This window comes from Arthrobacter sp. E1SS-5 (genome assembly GCF_057073715.1).
Map to the genome: position 1 here is coordinate 4,016,338 of NZ_CP172703.1, position 17,964 is coordinate 4,034,301.

Annotated in this window: 13 protein-coding genes and 2 pseudogenes; 6 read left to right on the top strand and 9 right to left on the bottom strand. The window is 61.7% G+C overall.

All coding sequences use genetic code 11. From position 1 onward, the window contains the following. Positions 1–28: 28 nt before the first annotated feature. The 3 genes from metH to ACIGJD_RS18785 all read right to left on the bottom strand — a co-directional run bounded on the left by metH (position 29) and on the right by ACIGJD_RS18785 (position 4,828). A complete protein-coding gene (gene metH, locus ACIGJD_RS18775) occupies positions 29–3,676 on the bottom strand; it encodes a methionine synthase (RefSeq protein WP_483687499.1) in 3,648 nt (1,215 codons plus the stop codon). 147 nt (positions 3,677–3,823) lie between these two features. Continuing rightward, positions 3,824–4,159 (bottom strand): YegP family protein, encoded by a 336-nt coding sequence (locus ACIGJD_RS18780; RefSeq protein WP_159630067.1) that lies wholly within the window; start codon positions 4,157–4,159, stop codon positions 3,824–3,826. 231 nt (positions 4,160–4,390) lie between these two features. After that, entirely contained in the window at positions 4,391–4,828 is a 438-nt protein-coding gene (locus ACIGJD_RS18785) for an Hpt domain-containing protein (RefSeq protein WP_483687500.1), read from the bottom strand. A 618-nt stretch (positions 4,829–5,446) separates the two neighbouring features. Between ACIGJD_RS18785 and ACIGJD_RS18790 the strand changes: the two genes are divergently transcribed. Further along, the gene (locus tag ACIGJD_RS18790; protein WP_159630063.1) at positions 5,447–5,647 is read left to right on the top strand and encodes a hypothetical protein; all 201 of its coding nucleotides are present in this window, start codon (positions 5,447–5,449) and stop codon (positions 5,645–5,647) included. 119 nt (positions 5,648–5,766) lie between these two features. On the opposite strand, the gene ACIGJD_RS18795 is transcribed toward ACIGJD_RS18790, so the two are convergent. Next, entirely contained in the window at positions 5,767–6,063 is a 297-nt protein-coding gene (locus tag ACIGJD_RS18795; protein WP_159630061.1) for a DUF4193 domain-containing protein, read from the bottom strand. Positions 6,064–6,261: 198 nt separating this feature from the next. Here ACIGJD_RS18795 and ACIGJD_RS18800 point away from each other — a divergent pair, with 198 nt between their 5' ends. From ACIGJD_RS18800 to ACIGJD_RS18815, 4 genes are all read left to right on the top strand, one after another. Then, positions 6,262–6,828, top strand: coding sequence for a recombinase family protein (locus ACIGJD_RS18800; protein ID WP_159630059.1), 567 nt, complete (start codon positions 6,262–6,264; stop codon positions 6,826–6,828). 425 nt (positions 6,829–7,253) lie between these two features. Beyond that, positions 7,254–8,057 carry a LacI family DNA-binding transcriptional regulator gene (locus tag ACIGJD_RS18805; protein WP_223917533.1) on the top strand — a complete coding sequence of 268 codons (804 nt, stop codon included), beginning with the start codon at positions 7,254–7,256 and terminating at the stop codon, positions 8,055–8,057. A gap of 174 nt (positions 8,058–8,231) precedes the next feature. Further along, on the top strand, positions 8,232–8,807 hold the full coding sequence (locus ACIGJD_RS18810) for a nitroreductase family protein (RefSeq protein WP_159630057.1): 576 nt from the start codon (positions 8,232–8,234) through the stop codon (positions 8,805–8,807). 822 nt (positions 8,808–9,629) lie between these two features. Continuing rightward, complete coding sequence (locus ACIGJD_RS18815) at positions 9,630–9,782, top strand: hypothetical protein (protein WP_483687501.1); 153 nt, start codon at positions 9,630–9,632, stop codon at positions 9,780–9,782. 470 nt (positions 9,783–10,252) lie between these two features. Here the strand turns inward: ACIGJD_RS18815 and ACIGJD_RS18820 are convergent, their stop codons facing one another. Continuing rightward, on the bottom strand, positions 10,253–10,945 hold the full coding sequence (locus tag ACIGJD_RS18820; RefSeq protein WP_159630055.1) for an SGNH/GDSL hydrolase family protein: 693 nt from the start codon (positions 10,943–10,945) through the stop codon (positions 10,253–10,255). Between the two features lie 613 nt (positions 10,946–11,558). After that, positions 11,559–13,067, bottom strand: a complete 1,509-nt coding sequence (locus ACIGJD_RS18825) for an APC family permease (RefSeq protein ID WP_159630053.1) — start codon at positions 13,065–13,067, stop codon at positions 11,559–11,561. A 1,511-nt stretch (positions 13,068–14,578) separates the two neighbouring features. Between ACIGJD_RS18825 and ACIGJD_RS18830 the strand changes: the two are divergent. Continuing rightward, a pseudogene (locus ACIGJD_RS18830) lies at positions 14,579–14,968 on the top strand (NADPH-dependent FMN reductase); the annotation flags it as partial. Positions 14,969–15,216: 248 nt separating this feature from the next. Here ACIGJD_RS18830 and istB read toward each other — a convergent pair. The 3 genes and pseudogenes from istB to ACIGJD_RS18845 form a co-directional block, all read right to left on the bottom strand. After that, positions 15,217–16,005, bottom strand: a complete 789-nt coding sequence (istB, locus tag ACIGJD_RS18835) for an IS21-like element helper ATPase IstB (RefSeq protein ID WP_440746075.1) — start codon at positions 16,003–16,005, stop codon at positions 15,217–15,219. Beyond that, positions 16,002–17,534 carry an IS21 family transposase gene (istA, locus tag ACIGJD_RS18840; protein ID WP_223993174.1) on the bottom strand — a complete coding sequence of 511 codons (1,533 nt, stop codon included), beginning with the start codon at positions 17,532–17,534 and terminating at the stop codon, positions 16,002–16,004. Before istA ends, istB begins: the two co-directional genes overlap by 4 nt. Before the next feature lie 271 nt (positions 17,535–17,805). Then, positions 17,806–17,943 (bottom strand): annotated as a pseudogene (locus tag ACIGJD_RS18845) (ACP phosphodiesterase); the annotation flags it as partial. Between the last annotated feature and the right edge of the window lie 21 nt (positions 17,944–17,964).

Here is a 17,964-nt window from a genome sequence, read left to right on the forward strand (position 1 = left end):
ACCGTGCCGCTCCGGGGCCGGGCCCCGCTCACACCTTGAAGTACTTGGCCTCCGGGTGGTGGAACACGAACGCGTCGGTGGACTGTTCCGGGTGCAGCATGAGCTCGTCGCTCAGAATGACGCCCATGCGCTCGGGCTTCAGCAGCTCCGTCACCTTACGGCGGTCCTCCATGTCCGGACAGGCGGGGTAGCCGAGTGAGAACCGGGCGCCTCGGTAGTCGAGCTTGAAGTACCCGGCCGTGTCCTTCGGTTCCTCGGCCCCGAACCCCAGCTCCTTGCGGATCCGCGCGTGCCAGAACTCGGCGAGCGCCTCGGTGAGCTGCATGACCAGGCCGTTGAGCTCGTAGTAGTCGCGGTACTGGTTGGCCGCGAACATCTTGGAGGTGAACTCCTCGATCCTGGAGCCGGCGGTGACGAGCTGCACGGGCAGTACGTCGATCTGGCCGGACTCGCGGGACTTCACGAAGTCGGCCAGGCACAGGTGCCGGTCGCGGCGCTGGCGGGGGAAACTGAAGCGCAGGCGGTCGGTGCCGATCGGGCCGCCTGAACCACCGTCCGGGGCGAGCAGGCCCGCCTGGCCCAGGACGCCGTCGGGATCCTCGCCGTGGTGCAGCACCACCACCTGCTCCCCCTCGGAGACCACCGGGAAGTAGCCGTAGGCGACGGACGCGTCGAGCATGCCTTCGCCCAGGATGCGGTCCAGCCAGTAGCGCAGGCGGGGACGGCCTTCGCGTTCCACGAGTTCCTCGTAGGAGGCGCCGTCCTCGCCGCGGCCGGGCTTAAGGCCCCACTGGCCCATGAAGGTGGCGCGCTCATCGAGGAACGCGGAGTAGTCGTGGAGGGAGACGCCGCGGACGATGCGGGTGCCCCAGAACGGGGGCACGGGCACGGGGTTGTCGGTGGCCACGTCGGAGCGGCCGGGCATGGCCTCGGGCTCGGTGATCGTGAACTTCGCCCCGCCCTTGTGGATGCGCTTCTTCAACGGCGGCAGGCCGACGTCGTCCGGTGATTCACCGCGGGCCACGCGCACCAGTGGCTCCATGAGGGAGAGGCCTTCGAAGGCGTCCTTGGCGTAGCGGACCACGCCGTCGAACTGCTCGGCCAGGTCCTGTTCCACGTAGGCGCGGGTGAGGGCGGCGCCGCCTAGGATGACCGGCCACTTCTTGGCCAAGCCGCGGGACTGCAGCTCGGCGAGGTTTTCCTTCATCACCACGGTGGACTTCACCAGCAGCCCGGACATGCCGATCACGTCGGCGTTGTGCTCCTCGGCGGCGGCGATGATTTCGGCGATGCCCTGCTTGATGCCGATGTTGACCACTTTGTAGCCGTTGTTGGTGAGGATGATGTCCACCAAGTTCTTGCCGATGTCGTGCACGTCGCCGCGCACCGTGGCGATCACCATGGTGCCCTTGCCGGAGGAGTCCGACTTCTCCATGTGCGGCTCCAGCAGGGCCACGGCATTCTTCATGACCTCGGCGGACTGCAGCACGAACGGCAGCTGCATTTCGCCGGCGCCGAAGCGTTCGCCCACCACCTTCATGCCCTCGAGCAGGTGGTCGTTGATGATGCCCAGCGGGGTCATGCCCTCGCTGCGGGCCAGGTCCAGGTCCTCCTCCAGGCCCTTGCCTTCGCCGTCGATGATGCGCCGTTCCAAGCGTGCGCCGGTGGGCAGCGCGGCGAGTTCGGCGGCGCGCTGGTCCTTGAGGGCTGCGGTGTCGACGCCGGCGAACATGTCCAGCATGATGGCGAGGGGGTCGTAGGTGGTGTTGCCGTCGGCGTCGTATTCGCGGCGGTCCCAGACCAAGTCCAGGGCCACCTTGCGCTGCTCCTCCGGGAGGGACGCAAGCGGGACGATCTTGGCGGCGTCGATGATGCCGCTGGTCAGGCCGGCCTGGACGGCCTCGTGCAGGAACACGGAGTTCAGGACGATGCGGGCGGCCGGGTTCAGCCCGAAGGAGACGTTGGAGACACCGAGGGTGGTGTTGATGCCCGGGTACTTGGCGGTGATCTGGCGGATGGCCTCGATGGTTTCAATGCCGTCGCGGCGGGTTTCCTCCTGGCCGGTGGCGACGGGGAAGGTGAGGCAGTCAACGATGATGTCCTCGACGCGCATGCCCCATTCACCCACTAGGGAATCGATCAGGCGGGAGGCGATGGCCACCTTGCCCTCGGTGGTGCGGGCCTGGCCCTCTTCGTTGATGGTAAGGGCGATGACGGCGGTGCCGTGTTCCTTGACCAGCGGCATGATGCGGGCGAAGCGGCTGTTGGGGCCGTCGCCGTCCTCGTAGTTCACGGAGTTGACCACGGGGCGGCCGCCGATGAGTTCCAGACCGGCTTTCAGGACGGGCGGTTCGGTGGAGTCGATGACCAGCGGGAGGGTGGAGGCGGACGCGAAACGGGAGACGATCTCCTTGACGTCCGCCACGCCGTCGCGGCCCACGTAGTCGACGCAGACGTCCAACAGGTGGGCGCCGACGCGGATCTGTTCGCGGGCGATGTCCACGCAGTCGTCCCAGCGCTCCTCGAGCATGGCCTGGCGGAAGGCCTTGGAGCCGTTGGCGTTGGTGCGCTCACCGATGGCCAGGTAGGCGGACTCCTGGTCGAAGTTCACGTGCTGGTACAGGGAGGCGACGCCGGCCTCGCGTTCTTCGGGGATTCTTGCCGGTGCTGTTTTTCCCTCGGTGGTGACCACGGCTTTGGTGCGGAAGGGAGCCAAGCGTTCGACGACGGCGGCCATGTGTTCCGGCGTCGTGCCGCAACAGCCGCCCACCAGGCCCAGGCCGAATTCGCGCACGAACTGTTCGTGCGCGGTGGCGAGTTCGGTGGGGGTGAGCGGGTAGTGAGCGCCGTTGGCGCCGAGGATGGGCAGGCCGGCGTTGGGCATGCAGGCGATGGCGACGGAGGACTGCTTGGCGAGGTGGCGGAGGTGCTCGCTCATCTCGTCCGGGCCGGTGGCGCAGTTGAGGCCGATGGCGTCAACGCCGAGCGGTTCCAGGGCGGTGAGCGCGGCGCCGATTTCGGAGCCCATGAGCATGGTTCCGGTGGTTTCGACCGTTACTTCGACGAAGATGGGGAGGCGGACGGCCTTGGAGACGATGGCCTGTTTGCAGCCGTTGACTGCGGCTTTGGTCTGCAGGAGGTCCTGGCTGGTTTCGATGAGGAAGGCGTCCGCGCCGCCGTCGATGAGGCCCTCAGCCTGGAGGGCGAAGGTCTGCTTGAGGTAGTCGTAGCTGGTGTGGCCGAGGCTGGGGAGCTTGGTGCCGGGGCCCATGGAGCCGAGGACCCAGCGCAGGCGGCCGTCCGTTTCTTCCGCGGCTTCAGCGCGTTCGCGGGCGATCTGCGCACCCTTGCGGGCGAGCTCTTCGATGCGGTCGTCGATGCCGTAGTCCGAGAGGTTGGACCAGTTGGCACCGAAGGTATTGGTCTCCACCGCGTCGATGCCGGTGGCGAAGTACGCGTCGTGGATGTCCGCGATGACGTCCGGGCGGGTGTCGTTGAGGATTTCGTTGCAGCCCTCGTGGTTCTGGAAGTCGGTGTCCAGCTGCAGGTCCCGGCCCTGGAGCATGGTGCCCATGGCGCCGTCGGCGATGACGACGCGGTGATTCACGGCGTCCAGAAGCTCCTGCGAACGGGCGGGGCGGGGGACGGACTCGATGTCCAATGCGAAACGAGGCATTTAAACAGGTTACGGGCGGGGACGCCTGCGTTGCGCTGTGTGTCCGGATGCTACGGGGGGTCAGGGACGTCGCGGCGAATCAGAACCGATAATTGATCTTACGTAAAGCTGGAGCTGGGAAGGGGCAGAGGCGGGCCCTCCCCGGGCTCAGGAAAAGTTGTGTATTGCCCCGGCCCAGCGCGGACCGGAGACGGCCCGGCGGACCGCACGGGCGCGCCCATGGAAATCGATTTTGGGAACCCGTTGGGAGCCCGCCGGAGCAGGCGGGTCATTGTAGGCTCGATGTCCGATAGCGCTGAGGGTCGTACAGGAATCGGTAATCAGTCCCATGCCGGCGTACTCGCGGACGGCGGCGATCCCTGCCACGGCGTCGGTCTTGGTCGTGAAGGGTCTGGATACGGCCATTACGGTGCCGTCCGGTGCTGTCAGACGGAACCTGAAAGCTGATTGTGCGTCGATAAACAGTTCGAACATTCCTGCCATTGCGATCCTTTCGGTCTGCGGGACCTCGTGGCTGCACCTTCGCAGCCGGCGGGCGCCAAGCATCGTTGCCAGCGCTTTTCGTGGTGTATCCCGCTCCAAATTTTTCATCAACTCAGCATGCGTCCCCCGAGTCTTGCCCAGGGACGCCCGCGGACGCAAGCCTCGCGTGGCATCCAGGGCGAATTGATGTCCTGCTCTCGGTCCCATTCCAGGGGGCGGCTTCCCCGCATTCTAGGCGTGGGCAGCTGGCATGGAACCAAGCCGGGCCTCCGCTTGCTCCAGCAGCATGGGGGAAGCGGCAGTCAGAGCCTCTACGTCGCACTGCAGGGCCGTTGCATGTACCCGCGCGGACGTGAAATTCCTGGCCCCGACCAGTGGCAGGATGATCGCGCAGCGCTCGGCAATGTGCTTTGCGCCAGCCATGGACGATGCAGTGTGCAAACTACGGACAGCATTAGCTGAGCCCGCGGGGTCCTCCTCGGCCAGAGTGGCGAGGATCCGGGACACTCGAGCCTGCTGCAGGCTGAAAAAGTCGCTGAGGAATTGCAGGGCCAGGGCAGGGCCCTGCGTATCCTCGGCAATGTTCCACAGGCTTTGCAGGTCGAGAGCCGACATATCGCCGGTGACACCCGGCAACGAAGCGGCCGAGTCAGCGTCCCGTGGGCCCATCGCCTCAGCAGCTCCGGGTCGTTCTAAACGCAATATATTGACGGTGGTTCTCAAACGGATCCTCAAAGATTACGAGCGCCGCCAACGGAACCCGAGCCCCGTTACTGGCCAGGCGCTCTGCATGACCTGACCAAGACACTCTTCCTGAAAAGGATCAAGCGGGTGCTTCCTGCGGATCAAGATTTCCTCAAGATGCACGCCTGAAAATGAGTCTCCACTGCCAATTTGTTGGAGCGAAGCTTTTGATGAATCATAGGTTTCGGCGGAGGATGCGCCGCGCGGAAAGTGTTGTTTTCCAAACCCAGCCGGGATCCCATCCCGCCCGTCTTTCATCACAAACTGTTAGGTCGCCAGCTACCGCCGCGGCCCAACGAAGCCGCCTCCGCAGAGCCTGAAACCAAGCAGGCAAGCCGAGCACGCATTCATCGGCTCCAAGCTGACCCAGGGGCCCACAAGCCCCCTGAGGGCGGCGAGATGGCACACCAAACAGCACAACCAAAATCTGTTGCAGCGCGCCCGTCGGCGGCTCCCAGGGTTTTGAAGATCCACCACTCTTCCGGCAACCAGCCCAGCCAAAAGCTTTGCCGCCACTCTTACATTGGACAAAGGAGACCAACAATGTTCACCCACGACACCATCATCATCGAAGCCCACGACCGCGCATCCAGAGATCTGCAGCTTGAAGAAGCCACCCGCCTGCTCAGCGAGAAGGCAACGGACCGCGGCATACTAATCACCCGACACAGCTTCAGGTCATTCACTGCCACCCTAAGCACCGGCGTTGAATACGGACTCATCCAGGAATTGGATCTGCTCTAAAAGCCCTGCCCCTCCCCGAACGGCTCACTGCCGGCAGTGAGTCACCAGCAGTGGCAGGGGTCAGGGAACGACGAAAAGTCCTCGGCGTCGGGAAGGTTGCGGGAGCCGTCCCGAGGTTGTCAGCCTTCGCACTCGATGCAGTAAGGCTGGCCGTTGCGTTCGACGGCGAGCTGGGACCGGTGCCGGACGAGGAAGCAGGATGCGCAGGTGAACTCGTCCTTGCCCTGCGGGATGACCTGGACGATGAGTTCCTCGGAGACGATTTCCCCGCCGGGCGTCAGCCCTTCGTCGTCGGCCACGTCCAGTTCGGTGACGACGCTGCGGGCATCAGGAGCGCTGGCCGACTTCAACGCCTCGAGGGACCGGTCCTGGGATTCCTTGACGTCGGAACGGACTTCGTCGTAATCGGTAGCCACGGTAGGCGGTGCTCATTTCAGTCTTTGACCGGGTCTTTCCCGACCAGAGAGCAACGTACACCATGGCAGGGTTGTTCCCCTGCCGGACGTGCGTTCCTTGGCAATTAGTCGTCAGGCGGTTTTGGACAGACCCGTGTCTTGACCTCTGCGCTGGTGGGGTCGACACTCGTTCTCACACCGCGAGGATTGGAGGCCGTCGTGAATGGTCAGCGCATCGGCTACGTGCGGGTGAGCACCGTGGACCAAAATGAGCTGCGCCAGCTTGATGGCCAGGTCCTGGACCGGACGTTCACCGACAAGGCCTCCGGCCGGGACACCGCAAGGCCGCAGCTGACCGAGTTGCTGCGGTTCGTCCGCGACGGGGACACCGTGGTCGTGCACAGCATGGACCGGCTCGCCCGCAACCTCGATGACCTTCGCGCCCTGGTCCAAGGGCTCACCCGGCGCGGGGTCCGGGTGGAGTTCCTCAAAGAACAGCTCGTCTTCACCGGCGAGGACTCCCCCATGGCCAACCTCATGCTCTCCGTCATGGGCGCCTTCGCCGAATTCGAACGCTCACTGATCAGGGAACGCCAGCGCGAAGGCATCGCGCTGGCCAGACAACGCGGCGCCTACAAAGGACGGAAAAAGACTCTGACACCCGAGCGTGCGGCCGAACTGGTCCAGCGAGCCGGCACCGGCATCCCTAAAGTCGTACTGGCCCGCGATTACGGAATCAGCAGGGAAACGGTCTACCAGTACCTCCGCCAAGCGGCGCTGAAGTAAACCCCTCCCCTGCCCGGCGCTCCCACACAACCCCAAGGTTCACCCTGCAGTGTTGTCCACGGAACTCCGGCCAACCGCTATTTGGCCGGAGTTTCGCCAATTCCAGTGCCTTCGGCCGGCGCCGGCATCGCCTGCCCACTGTCACTGAGGGGTCAGCGTGCGAACGGCGGAACGGAGCATACTGAGCTCTAGCGCTCCCCACTCCCCCGGCCCTACAGAACGTCCATTATCGGCACTTTGGCCCCGCATGTAGAAGTGGCCCAAATTAGGAGTCCGCCCTCTGCCTCATCACCTGAAGCACGGCGAAATTTGGAAGCACAGTGCTCTGCTGCTGGCAACGAGCGCGTACGTGATGGCTTGGCCGCGTAGTGTTTGATTGCGGATACATGACGGTTGGTCCAGGTGAAGAGTTAGGAGGCGCGGCTGTGGCAGGAGCAGCGACGCACCCGGAGGTGAACGGCTCCGGCTCGAACCCGCCCCAGCGGCGGATGACTATTAAAGAAGTCGCACAAATGGCAGGCGTTTCATACGGAACCGTCTCCCGAGTTCTTAACGGCCATCCCGAAGTCAACGAGTCTACCCGGCAGCGGGTATTGCAGATCATTAAGGATGTTGGGTATCGCCGCAATAGGGCCGCTACCACTCTTGTGACCAGTCGCTCGACATCCATCGGCATCGTAACCGATGGGTCCCCGCGTTTTGGGCCGGTCGGAACGCTTCTGGCGCTGGAGAACGTAGCCAGGGAAAAGGGATACTCAACCACTGTAGCTTCCGTCCGACCCCCGTACGAGGAATCGATCCCAAACGCGCTCAACACCTTGGAAGACCTCGGAGTCGACGGCATAATTGTCATCGCGCCGCTGGTGTCCATGGCTGCTGCCGTTTGGCGCGCAACACGTCGGGTGCCTCTTGAAATGGTGGCAGCGGGTGTTTCTTCCACTCCTGATGTCTTCACTTACTCTGAAAATCAAGAACTCGGGGCCCGGCTGGCAACTCAGCACCTCATTGACCTCGGACACACAGACATCGCCCACATCGCAGGTTCCATGGAGTGGTTTGACGGGCGCGTGCGAAAGCGCGGGTGGGAAGCAGCGCTCAAGGACGCCGGCCGAACTGCACAGGCAAGACTTGCCACTGCTGGGATACGCACTGGGCGAGAGTCCGCTCAATTCCGTTTTCTCTCCTCGGGAAATCTTGTGCAAACCTCTTCAATTGCACGGAGTACGTAAAAACCCTGTGCAGAAATTACATAAAAAGGACAAGCCTATCTTGTGAGGGACGCCCTAGTGTTGATGAGAAATTACCCGATCTGACCGTTCTGAGCCCTACCTATTAGGGTGGGCTTGTGACTGAGCAATCGTAAAGAAACGAAGAGAGCTATAACATTGAAACCCTCCGACGTAATGACCTCCCGTACCGCTGACACGCGTGTTCCAATCATCTCGGAGCTGTCTCAGCGTTGGAGCCCTCGGTCCTTCGATCCGGACGTTAGCATCACCGATGCTCAGCTTGACGCGCTTCTTGAGGCTGCGCGCTGGGCTCCCTCGGCGAGCAACAATCAACCCCGCCGTTTCATCGTGACTCGCCGAAATACACCGGAATTCGACACTATCGTCTCTGCCCTTGCTGGTTTAAACGCTTCATGGGCGCACACCGCGTCGGCGCTGGTGGTGGGCATCGCGGAGACGTCCTCGCCGGAAGGGGATGGGCGACCGTACGCAGAGTACGACCTTGGCCAGTCGTTGGCTCACTTTAGTGTGCAGGCGCAGGCAGACGGCCTTTACACCCACCAGATGGCGGGCGTCGATTGGAACAAGCTCACGAAAGCCTTCAATCTTGCTGAAAATCTTAAGCCCATGACCGTCACTGCCGTGGGCACGGTTGCAAGCGCGGATCGCCTCTCCGAGATTCTGGAGCAACGAGAGACAGCCCCACGAAAGCGCCTTCCACTCGACGAGCTTGTATTACTACGCAGTTAAACCCTACAGCGCACAAAAGAAACTTGCCCTAATCAAACAGCGCGGCGCCTACAAAGGGTGGAAAAAGCCGCCTGCGCCAGACCAAGGTGGAGGGAACCAACCTCCCCTGCCTGCGCCGTCGACGTGCAGGACATGGGTTCAGACGAGTTGGATACCTCATAAGTGTGGCTGGCCGCACGAAATCGCTGTATGAGCACGTTGCCCAGTGCAGTGCCGGTGTCAGCGACCCTTTCGCGGTCGGCAGCCGGTCACCTGCGAGGGCAGGAGCGTGTGCAGTCTCCCCTGCCATCACAGCCGTGGCGGGATCGCCGGGGCCGGCAGCAATCGCATGGTAACGGGGCCCGTCCTCGGTACATGCGGTCACCTGGGAGTGGGACCAGCCCGCGCTGCGCTGGTGCTCCGACCCCCACCTAGTACCGGAAGGCAGCGGTCGAGCACCCCCGGGTCGGCGTGTACACCATTGCGCCGGTGGATGCCCGAAGCCCGAGTGCCATTGCCCTGGCGATGCCGCTCCCGCCGCTCCGGGGGCCATCCCCATCACCTCGCCGTACTGAAGAATGCGGCCATAGGCCAGCGCTGCAAGGCGTTGCTCCGGCGCACCATAAGAGAGCGTGGACCTACGGAACGTGGTAGTGAGCCCAGTGCCCCTACTTCATGGGCGGGGCAATGAATTCCACCGCCGTGCGCGAGAGCATTCTCGTTCAGAGCGGGGGCCCCTTGCCTGGAGACATGCCGGCTTTCTTGCTGCTCAACCAACTGATCTAGCGGACCACGGCCCGTCCAACGGACATCGCAGACGCCATCGGCACGGGCCGGTTTAACGTGAGCAGAGTTGTTCGGCGGCTTGAAGTGGCCTGTCTGGTGGGACGGATGCCCGACCCGAAGGACGGAAGACAGAGCGTAGTGTGGCTGCCCCCGCCCGGACGAGAAGCCGCCGAAGCGCATCGTCGAAGTCTCGAGAGGCCTAGGAGGTAATCTTCCAGAACTGGAGCGAATCAAACTTCAACAACTCGAAACTCTCGTTGTCTGGCTCGTGGCGAGCATCCATGACCGCCTTGGCCATGCGATTGAACGCGCTTCCGGTGTCCAAATCCGGAGGCCTTCTCTTGTATAACCGAATCCATAAGTCCTAAGACTTAGCTCAAGGTCCCGGGCTTCGCCCGGCTAAGGCACACCCCAACCTGACGTGGAAAGCGCCTGACAAGGCGAAACACACACGCGTACGTTGGACGGGGGCTTCCCATTCGTTCTTAACGCCTCCTCTGAGGCGCACGCGGGCATAGCTCCTCACGGCCCCAAATTTATCCCGTCTAGCCCCAACTTCTTTGCGTACTTCGACTACTCCCGGGTTTCACCCGCTTAGCCTCTTCCCTTCCGACCGTCCGGCGGTGATCTGAGAACATCATGATCTACTGTCAGTAAATCTGAACTTCGCCTTGAGCCTTTCAGTCGGATAGGGCGGCTCTAAGAATTCTCCCTATTTTGTCTCGCAGGAACCTCTGTCCTTTGGCGCTGGGATGCTCGCCGTCTGGTCCGAGCAGCACACTGGCGCGGCCACCGAGCCAGTGCTCCGCTATGGGATCAAAGAATTTCACCCCTTTATCGCGCACGGCAGAAGCGTCAGAACGGCACACGGCGGCCAACACCTGATCCAGCCCCTCGCTCCCGGTCAACGGACCGATCGCGACGAGACTGGCCTGGGGAGCCAGCGACGACGCGGCGTCGAACGTTGACGCTACCGCCGCCTTGAGCTCCTCAGGATCTGTCCCCGCGTCGTTGTCTGACCCGAAAAACAAGATCACATCGGTTGAAGGTGTGACTGCCGCCTGGACTTCCCCGTGGAAAGTGTCGCCATCAACACCCGTGGCTATGTAGCCGCTGCCGTTCTCGGCAGCATTAGTGATCTCAACCGCACGCTTGTCGAAACCGGGTGCCGACTTAAGGAGTTCTGGCCAAGCCTGTTGTGGGGATGTCCCCAACCCGGTACTCAGCGAGTCTCCAATCACGACAACCCTGGCTATGTCCATTGACATCGTTTCGTGCACAGGCCAGTCGACGCCGGCAGGGGCGCATGCGCTCATAGCAACCAGCAGCGCCGCTCCGGCTGCCGTCTTACTGTTCAGGGACGATTGCTCCATCTACTGCTCCAACAATTTTAGTACGACGCAGGTGAACCCTTCGCTGGCCCGAGGGAGCAAGCCCACGGTGGCTGAGGCATCCAAGGGACCCATCACTCTCTTCCACCTTTACAAAAGGGCAAACTATCGGCGCTTCAGTTCAACTGGAGAGAGCACCTCGAAGAGGTCGTGCTCAGGCATCACGGCAGGGCTAATCTGATGCTTGCATCTGGGTGATCAGCCCCTGTTCGAAGCCGTGATGTCCAGGAAACCAGAGTCGAAAAGGTTTAATCCGAAAGGGTTATGTCTGTCACCCATTGCTAGTGTTCGGCGTAGCTCAGGACCATCACGTAAAAGCTGGCGAGATTAGAAACGGAAAGGGTGCTCGTTAGCTCGGCAAATTATGGTTTGGATAACCACTACGTCGCGGCTTCGAGCACCCTCCTCGTTTCTAACATGCGATTAAGAACGGCGCCTCACTTAGAGCCGAGGCTAGTCCACGCCCTATGCAGAACTGGTCACGACAACCATGGAATGCCCCTTACGAATTTTTCGAGCGATGCTCCCGTGGAAGAGGCGCATCCTGCGCGTCGTGCATCAACCATGCGGCACATGCAAGTAACTTCACCCTCGGTCAGCTTGATTCGGCAGCCGCCGGCCTTGTGGTTGTTTCACCTTTTGCCTTGCCCTCGAACGACGGGTCTTCTTCGTCTGGGTGAGTCGGCACCCATTCCCGGAGCACCAGCTTCACACCATCCTGGAACTTCTTCCTGATGACGTAGGTGATAGGCCCGAAAGAAAGCAGGATTAAAGCGATGAAGATCGAGCTGGCGTCCCCGTAACCCCCCAGATCCGGGTTAAGGAAGCCGACCAAGGCTATGACAGCATCAACTATCGCAAGGACCGCGGCAATACCCACCCAGTAAGATCGCAACTTGAACGGCCTCGGCCAGTCTGGGCGGTCCTTGCGCAGCAACACGAACCCGGCGACTGCGAATGTTGTGCACACGAGGTATCCGAAGTTGCTGGCGAATAGTACCGCCAGTGTTGACCCAAGGAAGAACACCATCGCAACATTGACCACCATGTCCAGTGTCATCTGGCGCACGGGCATGCCACTTCGCTTGCCAAGATGGTCCAGCTGTTTGAGCGTCATGCCCTCGCGTGCGAGTCCGAAGAGGGCTCGTCCCGCGCCACCACTGGAGGCTGTCATCGAGGCAAACATTGATGCACAGACAACTAGAGTGACGAACCCCGAGGCTGGCCCGACTAAGTGCTGGAAAGCCAACACTGCGTAGCCAATGGGATCATTGGCTATAGCGTTCTCGCCGAGCGTGCCGGCTGCACCGATAGGCACCAAGATATAAATAGCAACCATTGTGAACCCGTTGAACGAAGTCGCCTTGGGCACGTCCCGCTTCGTATCACCGAACTCCGGGGCGAAAGTCGCAATAATTTCGGTACCGTATACGCTCCAGGCTGCCAAGTACATCAAAGCTATAGCGAGCTTCCAGCCGCCCCATGCCCCCGAGAAATGGAACGTGAAGCTCTCCGCGCTCCATTGTCCTGTTATGAATGGCATAACCACGAATACGAGCAGGACAAACACAACTCCGATGTTGAGGATCCACAAAACACGAACTGTTGGCTTGACCCCTAACACATTTAGCATCCACACCAAAATGATTGCGCCTGCTGCAATAAAATGCTGAGTACCAATATCTACACCAAAGATTGTAAAAAAGATTCCCGTATCCGGAAACCACTGTGCTTTCACAAGATTGCCAAAGGTCAAACCGACCGCCGAGAGCGCGAGTGACCAAGCCATCCAGTATCCGTAGACACAGAACGGACCAATTGGTGCAAAATACTTCCGCCAGGCCTCGTGGGCGAACACGCCAATGCCGCCAGTCTTGTTGGGAAACATTAGCGCCATTTCAGTGAACAGCATGACCTGGAGTAGTCCGATCAACGCGGCACTTACCCATACAGCGATCATGCCCCACAGGCCTACCGTACCCATTGTGTATCCGACAGAGGTGAAAATACCCGTCGTCATAACCCCGATCGTCAGGGCGAAGCCATCGGTCCATTTCAGCCGCTTTCGCATTATGTTCTTGGCACTAGCTGCGCTTTCTGCCATAGTTCACCATTCTCCTTTTCCTTAATGGATCTGAAGACGCCCGTGCTGCGCCGTCTTGAGTGACACGGATAACTATGGGGCCCGGCAGACCGTTCACGATTGTCGTGAATTGATAAAAATGCCGCGCACCTTGTGTCGCTACGTCTAACGCTTCGAGTGCGTTCCTTGGCGAGTAACAATTGCATGCTCTGGCCGGAACGGCGAAGCACGCAGACCGTACATGGCTGCCAGTGTGGAAACCTACGGCTTGGACCCTGATCTTTAGCATTGTGGTGCGGCCCGGCGAGGCCGTCCTTTGTAAAGTAGTTTCGGGTGTAGGTGGGAATGATTGTATAGACGACGGCAGTATCGTTGGCCGCTGCGCAACCGTACGTGCGTACAAAAAGCAATGACCTCTCAGTCATTGACTGCATGGCCTTGGGGGTCACAGGCACGCTAAATTCGGTTAAGAATTGGCTTTTTTGACGATCGCCTTCCCGTCGCCATGGCTCCGGACTGTTCAGTGGCAGCCAACGGCGGTGCCCCACATAGGAGTTTGTATGGATTGCAGTGGTTCCGAGAACCCCGCTCCCGGTTCGAATGAGGCCATGAAAGCGTACTCGTTCCCTCACATATCATCGCTTGCATTCTTTTCCATGTGGGCGGATGCAGCTGCCGCGTTAGTAGACGCACGGCCGACGATGGGTATTGACGTTGGACCTCGGGATAACTGTGGAGTCCCTTTTCCCAAGGCGCACGAGAAGGGCGAAGAGCTCTTGGCCGCCGACTGGGCCCAGCTGGAGGAAGGTCACTATGTAATCGTTCAGCGGGACAGTGAGCCGGCGGTCTCCGGGGAAGTGGATGTCGTTACACAAGATGCATCGGTCTTCTGGGTCTGGCTTGACGGCGGCCGCGGACGCATAGCCGTCTACGGCGATGAGGGTTTCCGGGTATGGCTGCCACAAGGTTATCGTCTATGAATTTCCTGGAACCGACTGGCAAGATCGGAAAGGCCGTGACCTGGCTAAAGAGCTTGAAAAGGAAAGCACGGAATGAACTACCGAGCAAGGATCCCCGATTGGGTGACACCAGCAATTCCAGCGCCGCCCCTCCCTGCGGGCGTGACAACTGGACGGCACGGCTTTGATGTCATCTTTTACGATCCACTCTCTGCCGTAAGCGGGGGCCAAAGGTGGGATGGCAGATTGAGTTCGGCGCGCGGAGGTTCCGATTCACCTAGGAAACAGAGGAATGTCGGGGCCACGCGGCCCGGCAAGATCAGTGCTTTGAAGGCTGTAGAAGGTGAACTGGCAATCCTGTTGTTGCGAAAGCGAAACGCGGAGTCGTGTTCCCGATTAACCACAAAGGTCAAGCCCAGTTCGTCTCCCTTGATCGGTCCTGGCCAGGGTTGTCGCGGCCTCCTAGGATACGTTCGTTTGGAGAGCGATACCAAGTAAGCCGGACCAACTTAGCGGCGGGATGAGCGGACCTTCGCCATGCCGGAGGTGAGGAGCGCCACGACGCTGGAATTGATCCTCTTCGTGTCTCACGAATACAACCGTTCCATTCTCGATAGCCCTTAAAAACGCTATCGACTGTGGTTCTCGTCGTTGGGGGAAGAATTCATTCGCCCGTAAACCCACGGGAATCATCGGGACCTCTCCCGGAAGCATCGGCACAGCAGTGATGCAGTCGTCCTTCCGCAGCATCCTGGACGCATCCCAACTGAATTCGCCTGAAGCGTACGTTCATATGACATCGAAGTATTTGAGGAACGGGGCGAAGTCAAGGATGAACGCACGGCGAAGTTCCTACGCCACTACATGGACGAGTCCGGCGCCTTCGTCGCCCGAGTCCTGGCGGCAAACACAGCCGGGCACATCGGCGATACGGAGCCGGATCGGGACAAGCTATCCCGCTAAAAAACGACATACCGCAGGAATGTGTGTAGGTTTTGGTGCTTCTTGCTTTGGAGTTTCCTTGTGAGCACCGATCGCCAGGTTGGCCGCACTAACGCCTAACTGAGCAAGTATGTATGTCAATGGCCATTAGTTCCTGCCCACGGGCGGCCATTTAAAGTGCCCGCCGGTGGCCAGTAAAACTGCCCGGTGATGGCCAACAGATCTGCCCACTGAAGGTTCTCGGCGGGGTTGGCCATTGTCGGGTGGTGTTAGTTCAGTTGGGTGACTCCTTTTCCGGCGAGGGCCTGGGTGAGGCGGATCGAGTCGCCGCTGGTTTGGCAGACGTGGGCGTGGTGCAGGAGCCGGTCCACGGTTGCCGTGGCGAGGGTTTTGGGCATCAGTTCATCGAACCCGGCGGGGTGCAGGTTCGAGGAGATCGCGACGGAGCGTTTCTCGTAGGCGGCGTCCACGACCCGGTAGAGTCCTTCGGCGGCGTCGGTGGCCACCGGCAGGAGCCCGATGTCATCGATCACGACGAGTTCCGCGCGCAGTATCCGGGCGACGGCTTTGGTGACGCTGTCGTCGGTGCGGTGTGCGCGGATGAGGGCGCCGAGGTCTTCGAGTCTGAACCAGGCAACGCGCATCCCGGCTTCGACGGCTTGCTGGCCGAGGGCTTCGAGGAAGAACGTTTTCCCGGTGCCGGAGGGCCCGCAGACGACCAGGTTCTCGCGTCGGGTGATCCATTCCAGCGTCCGGAGCGCTTGCTGGGTCGGCGCCGGGATCGACGAGGCCGCGGGGTCCCAGGCGTCGAAGGTTTTGCCGGTCGGGAAGCCTGCCGCCTTGCGTCGGGTGGCGAGCATGGACCGGGCCCGGCCTGCGGCTTCTTCGGTGAACAGTGCCTTGATGATCTCGGTTGGTTCCCAGCGCTGGGCGCGGGCGGTCGCGATGAGTTCCGGTGCCAGTGCCCGGGCGTGGGGCATTTTCAGTTGCCGCATCAGTGCTTCGAGGTCGGCCGGCAGGGCCGGGGCGGTGGTGTTCGTGGTGGTGACCGGGCTCATCGGCTCTGCTCCTTTGCGGGGGCGCTGGACGGCTCGGCGCCGAGGCCTGCCCAGGCGCTGGTGCCTTGGGTGAGGGACCTGGTTTCGTTAGCGGCGTGGGTGGTGGTGCGGCGGATGTTCGCGTTCAGGATGGAGGGCAGGTCGCCGTGGGCGAACCGGCCGTGCAGCGCGGCGTCTCCCAGGGCACGGTCCACGGACTCGGTCCCGGCGATCTTGGCCAGGGTCACGGCCTCGGCCATTTTCATGTTCATCCGGCCTGTTCCTGCAGCCGCGGCTTCCACGAGCCAGGTCTTGGCGCCGGCGCCGATGGCCAGGAACTCGGCTTCACCGGCGGTGCGTGCCTTCACGGCGTAGTCGCCCGGGGTTCTGGTACTGGTCCCTGGGAAGTGCTCCTCGATGACCGCGGGACTGCCGGGCCTTGCCCGGCCGTGGCGGGCGACTTCGACCGGGCCGGTCGGGCCGTGGTGGACGATGATGACCTGTTCGTCAGGGCCGGTGCCGTGGGAGCGGACGAACACCTTCGCGCCGAGCAAATGCGACGGCACCGAGTACTGGGCGTTCTCGAAGGAGACCATCGGGGTGTTCTCCGGGACTATACGGGCCAGCCCGAACGCGACCGTGTGCGCGGTCTCCGGGATCCGGTGCAGCCGGGCCGCTTCCTCCGCCAAAACCATTGCGGGTTTACGTCGGGTGGCCCGGTGTTCGCGGTTGTTGACCTCGTCCATGAACGCCTCGCAGGCGGCCTCCAGCTCGGCAAAGGAAGCGTAACCGGGCCTCAGGTTCGTGTCGGTGGGCACGAGGTCGGCTTTGGCCAGTTTCACCGACGCTTCGACTCCGCCTTTCGTTGCAGGGTCCGCGGGCTGGCAGGTCAGCACGGTGACCCCGTAGTGCCGGGCGAAGTCCAGGGTCTGCTGGTTCCGCACCGGAACCCCTGCGACATGGGCCGTTGTCACGGTTTTCTCGTTATCGGTCAGGACATACGTTGGTGCCCCGCCCAGGATCCGGAAGCACCGGTCGAGGGCTGCGAACACGCTCGGCGCGGTCCGGTCCCGCAACGGGATCACGATCCGGAACCTTGAGAACGCCAGCCAGGCAACGAACAGAATGGTTTTTACGCCGCCGATCCGTGGCCCGTCGCCGAAGTCGTACTGCAGCCACATCCCAGGCTCGGTGATCCACGGCCGGTGCACACGGGTGTGTCCGAGCCGCCACGCGGCCTTGACCTGCGCGATCGCCCGGCGCGTGGACCGCTCGGACCCCTCATAGCCTAGGGCGAGCAGCTTTTCGTGGGCTTTATCGGCGCGGATCCGGCCCTTGGACGCCTCTACCCATTCCTCGATCTTAGGCAGGTAAGCGTCCGTGACCCTGGGCCGGGGCGCCGGTTCTGCAATTGGCCGGCCGGCGTCCCGCGCGGCGACGTGCCTGGCTACAGTGTGGTGCGAGCAGCCCGTGAGTTCCGCCGTGGCGCGCAACGATCCGGTCAGATCGTAGGCAGCAAGAATTTCCATGATTTCTCCGTCATGCTTCATACAGGGCCTCTTCCTGGGACGACATTTGGTGCGACTAGACACCGTCATCAAATCCCGGGGAGAGGCCCCCGCCGCTGAAGACGCGGCAGGTTCAGTTGAGGAAGTGGGCAGATCTCATGGTCACCGATGGGCAGTTCTACTGGCCGTCAGTGGGCATTTTCGTGGCCGCCTATGGGCAGTTTTTCATGGCCGCTAACATATGTATTCGTGCATGTCGAGGCGACATCGCAGTCCTCGCCTGTACGCACCACTGGCAATATATGACCCCCGGCATACCGTCGGATGCTTCGATAGCACGCTTCAGCGCCAGGCATTCCGGGGAGAAATCGGCGTCGTAGTCATAGCTATAGAGCGGGAGATTCTTGATGGGGATTTCGTTGAACTCGAGGTCATCCTGGGCAAGCTTTAGTTATATGCGGAGACTGTGACC

Bases quoted from the DNA above. Each gene is read 5' to 3' on its own strand.
- istB (WP_440746075.1), bottom strand. From the start codon at position 16,005: ATGAGCCCGGTCACCACCACGAACACCACCGCCCCGGCCCTGCCGGCC.
- istA (WP_223993174.1), bottom strand. From the start codon at position 17,534: ATGAAGCATGACGGAGAAATCATGGAAATTCTTGCTGCCTACGATCTG.
- ACIGJD_RS18790 (WP_159630063.1), top strand. From the start codon at position 5,447: ATGTTCACCCACGACACCATCATCATCGAAGCCCACGACCGCGCATCC.
- ACIGJD_RS18825 (WP_159630053.1), bottom strand. From the start codon at position 13,067: ATGGCAGAAAGCGCAGCTAGTGCCAAGAACATAATGCGAAAGCGGCTG.
- ACIGJD_RS18820 (WP_159630055.1), bottom strand. From the start codon at position 10,945: ATGGAGCAATCGTCCCTGAACAGTAAGACGGCAGCCGGAGCGGCGCTG.
- metH (WP_483687499.1), bottom strand. From the start codon at position 3,676: ATGCCTCGTTTCGCATTGGACATCGAGTCCGTCCCCCGCCCCGCCCGT.
- ACIGJD_RS18780 (WP_159630067.1), bottom strand. From the start codon at position 4,159: ATGGCAGGAATGTTCGAACTGTTTATCGACGCACAATCAGCTTTCAGG.
- ACIGJD_RS18810 (WP_159630057.1), top strand. From the start codon at position 8,232: ATGACCTCCCGTACCGCTGACACGCGTGTTCCAATCATCTCGGAGCTG.
- ACIGJD_RS18785 (WP_483687500.1), bottom strand. From the start codon at position 4,828: ATGGGCCCACGGGACGCTGACTCGGCCGCTTCGTTGCCGGGTGTCACC.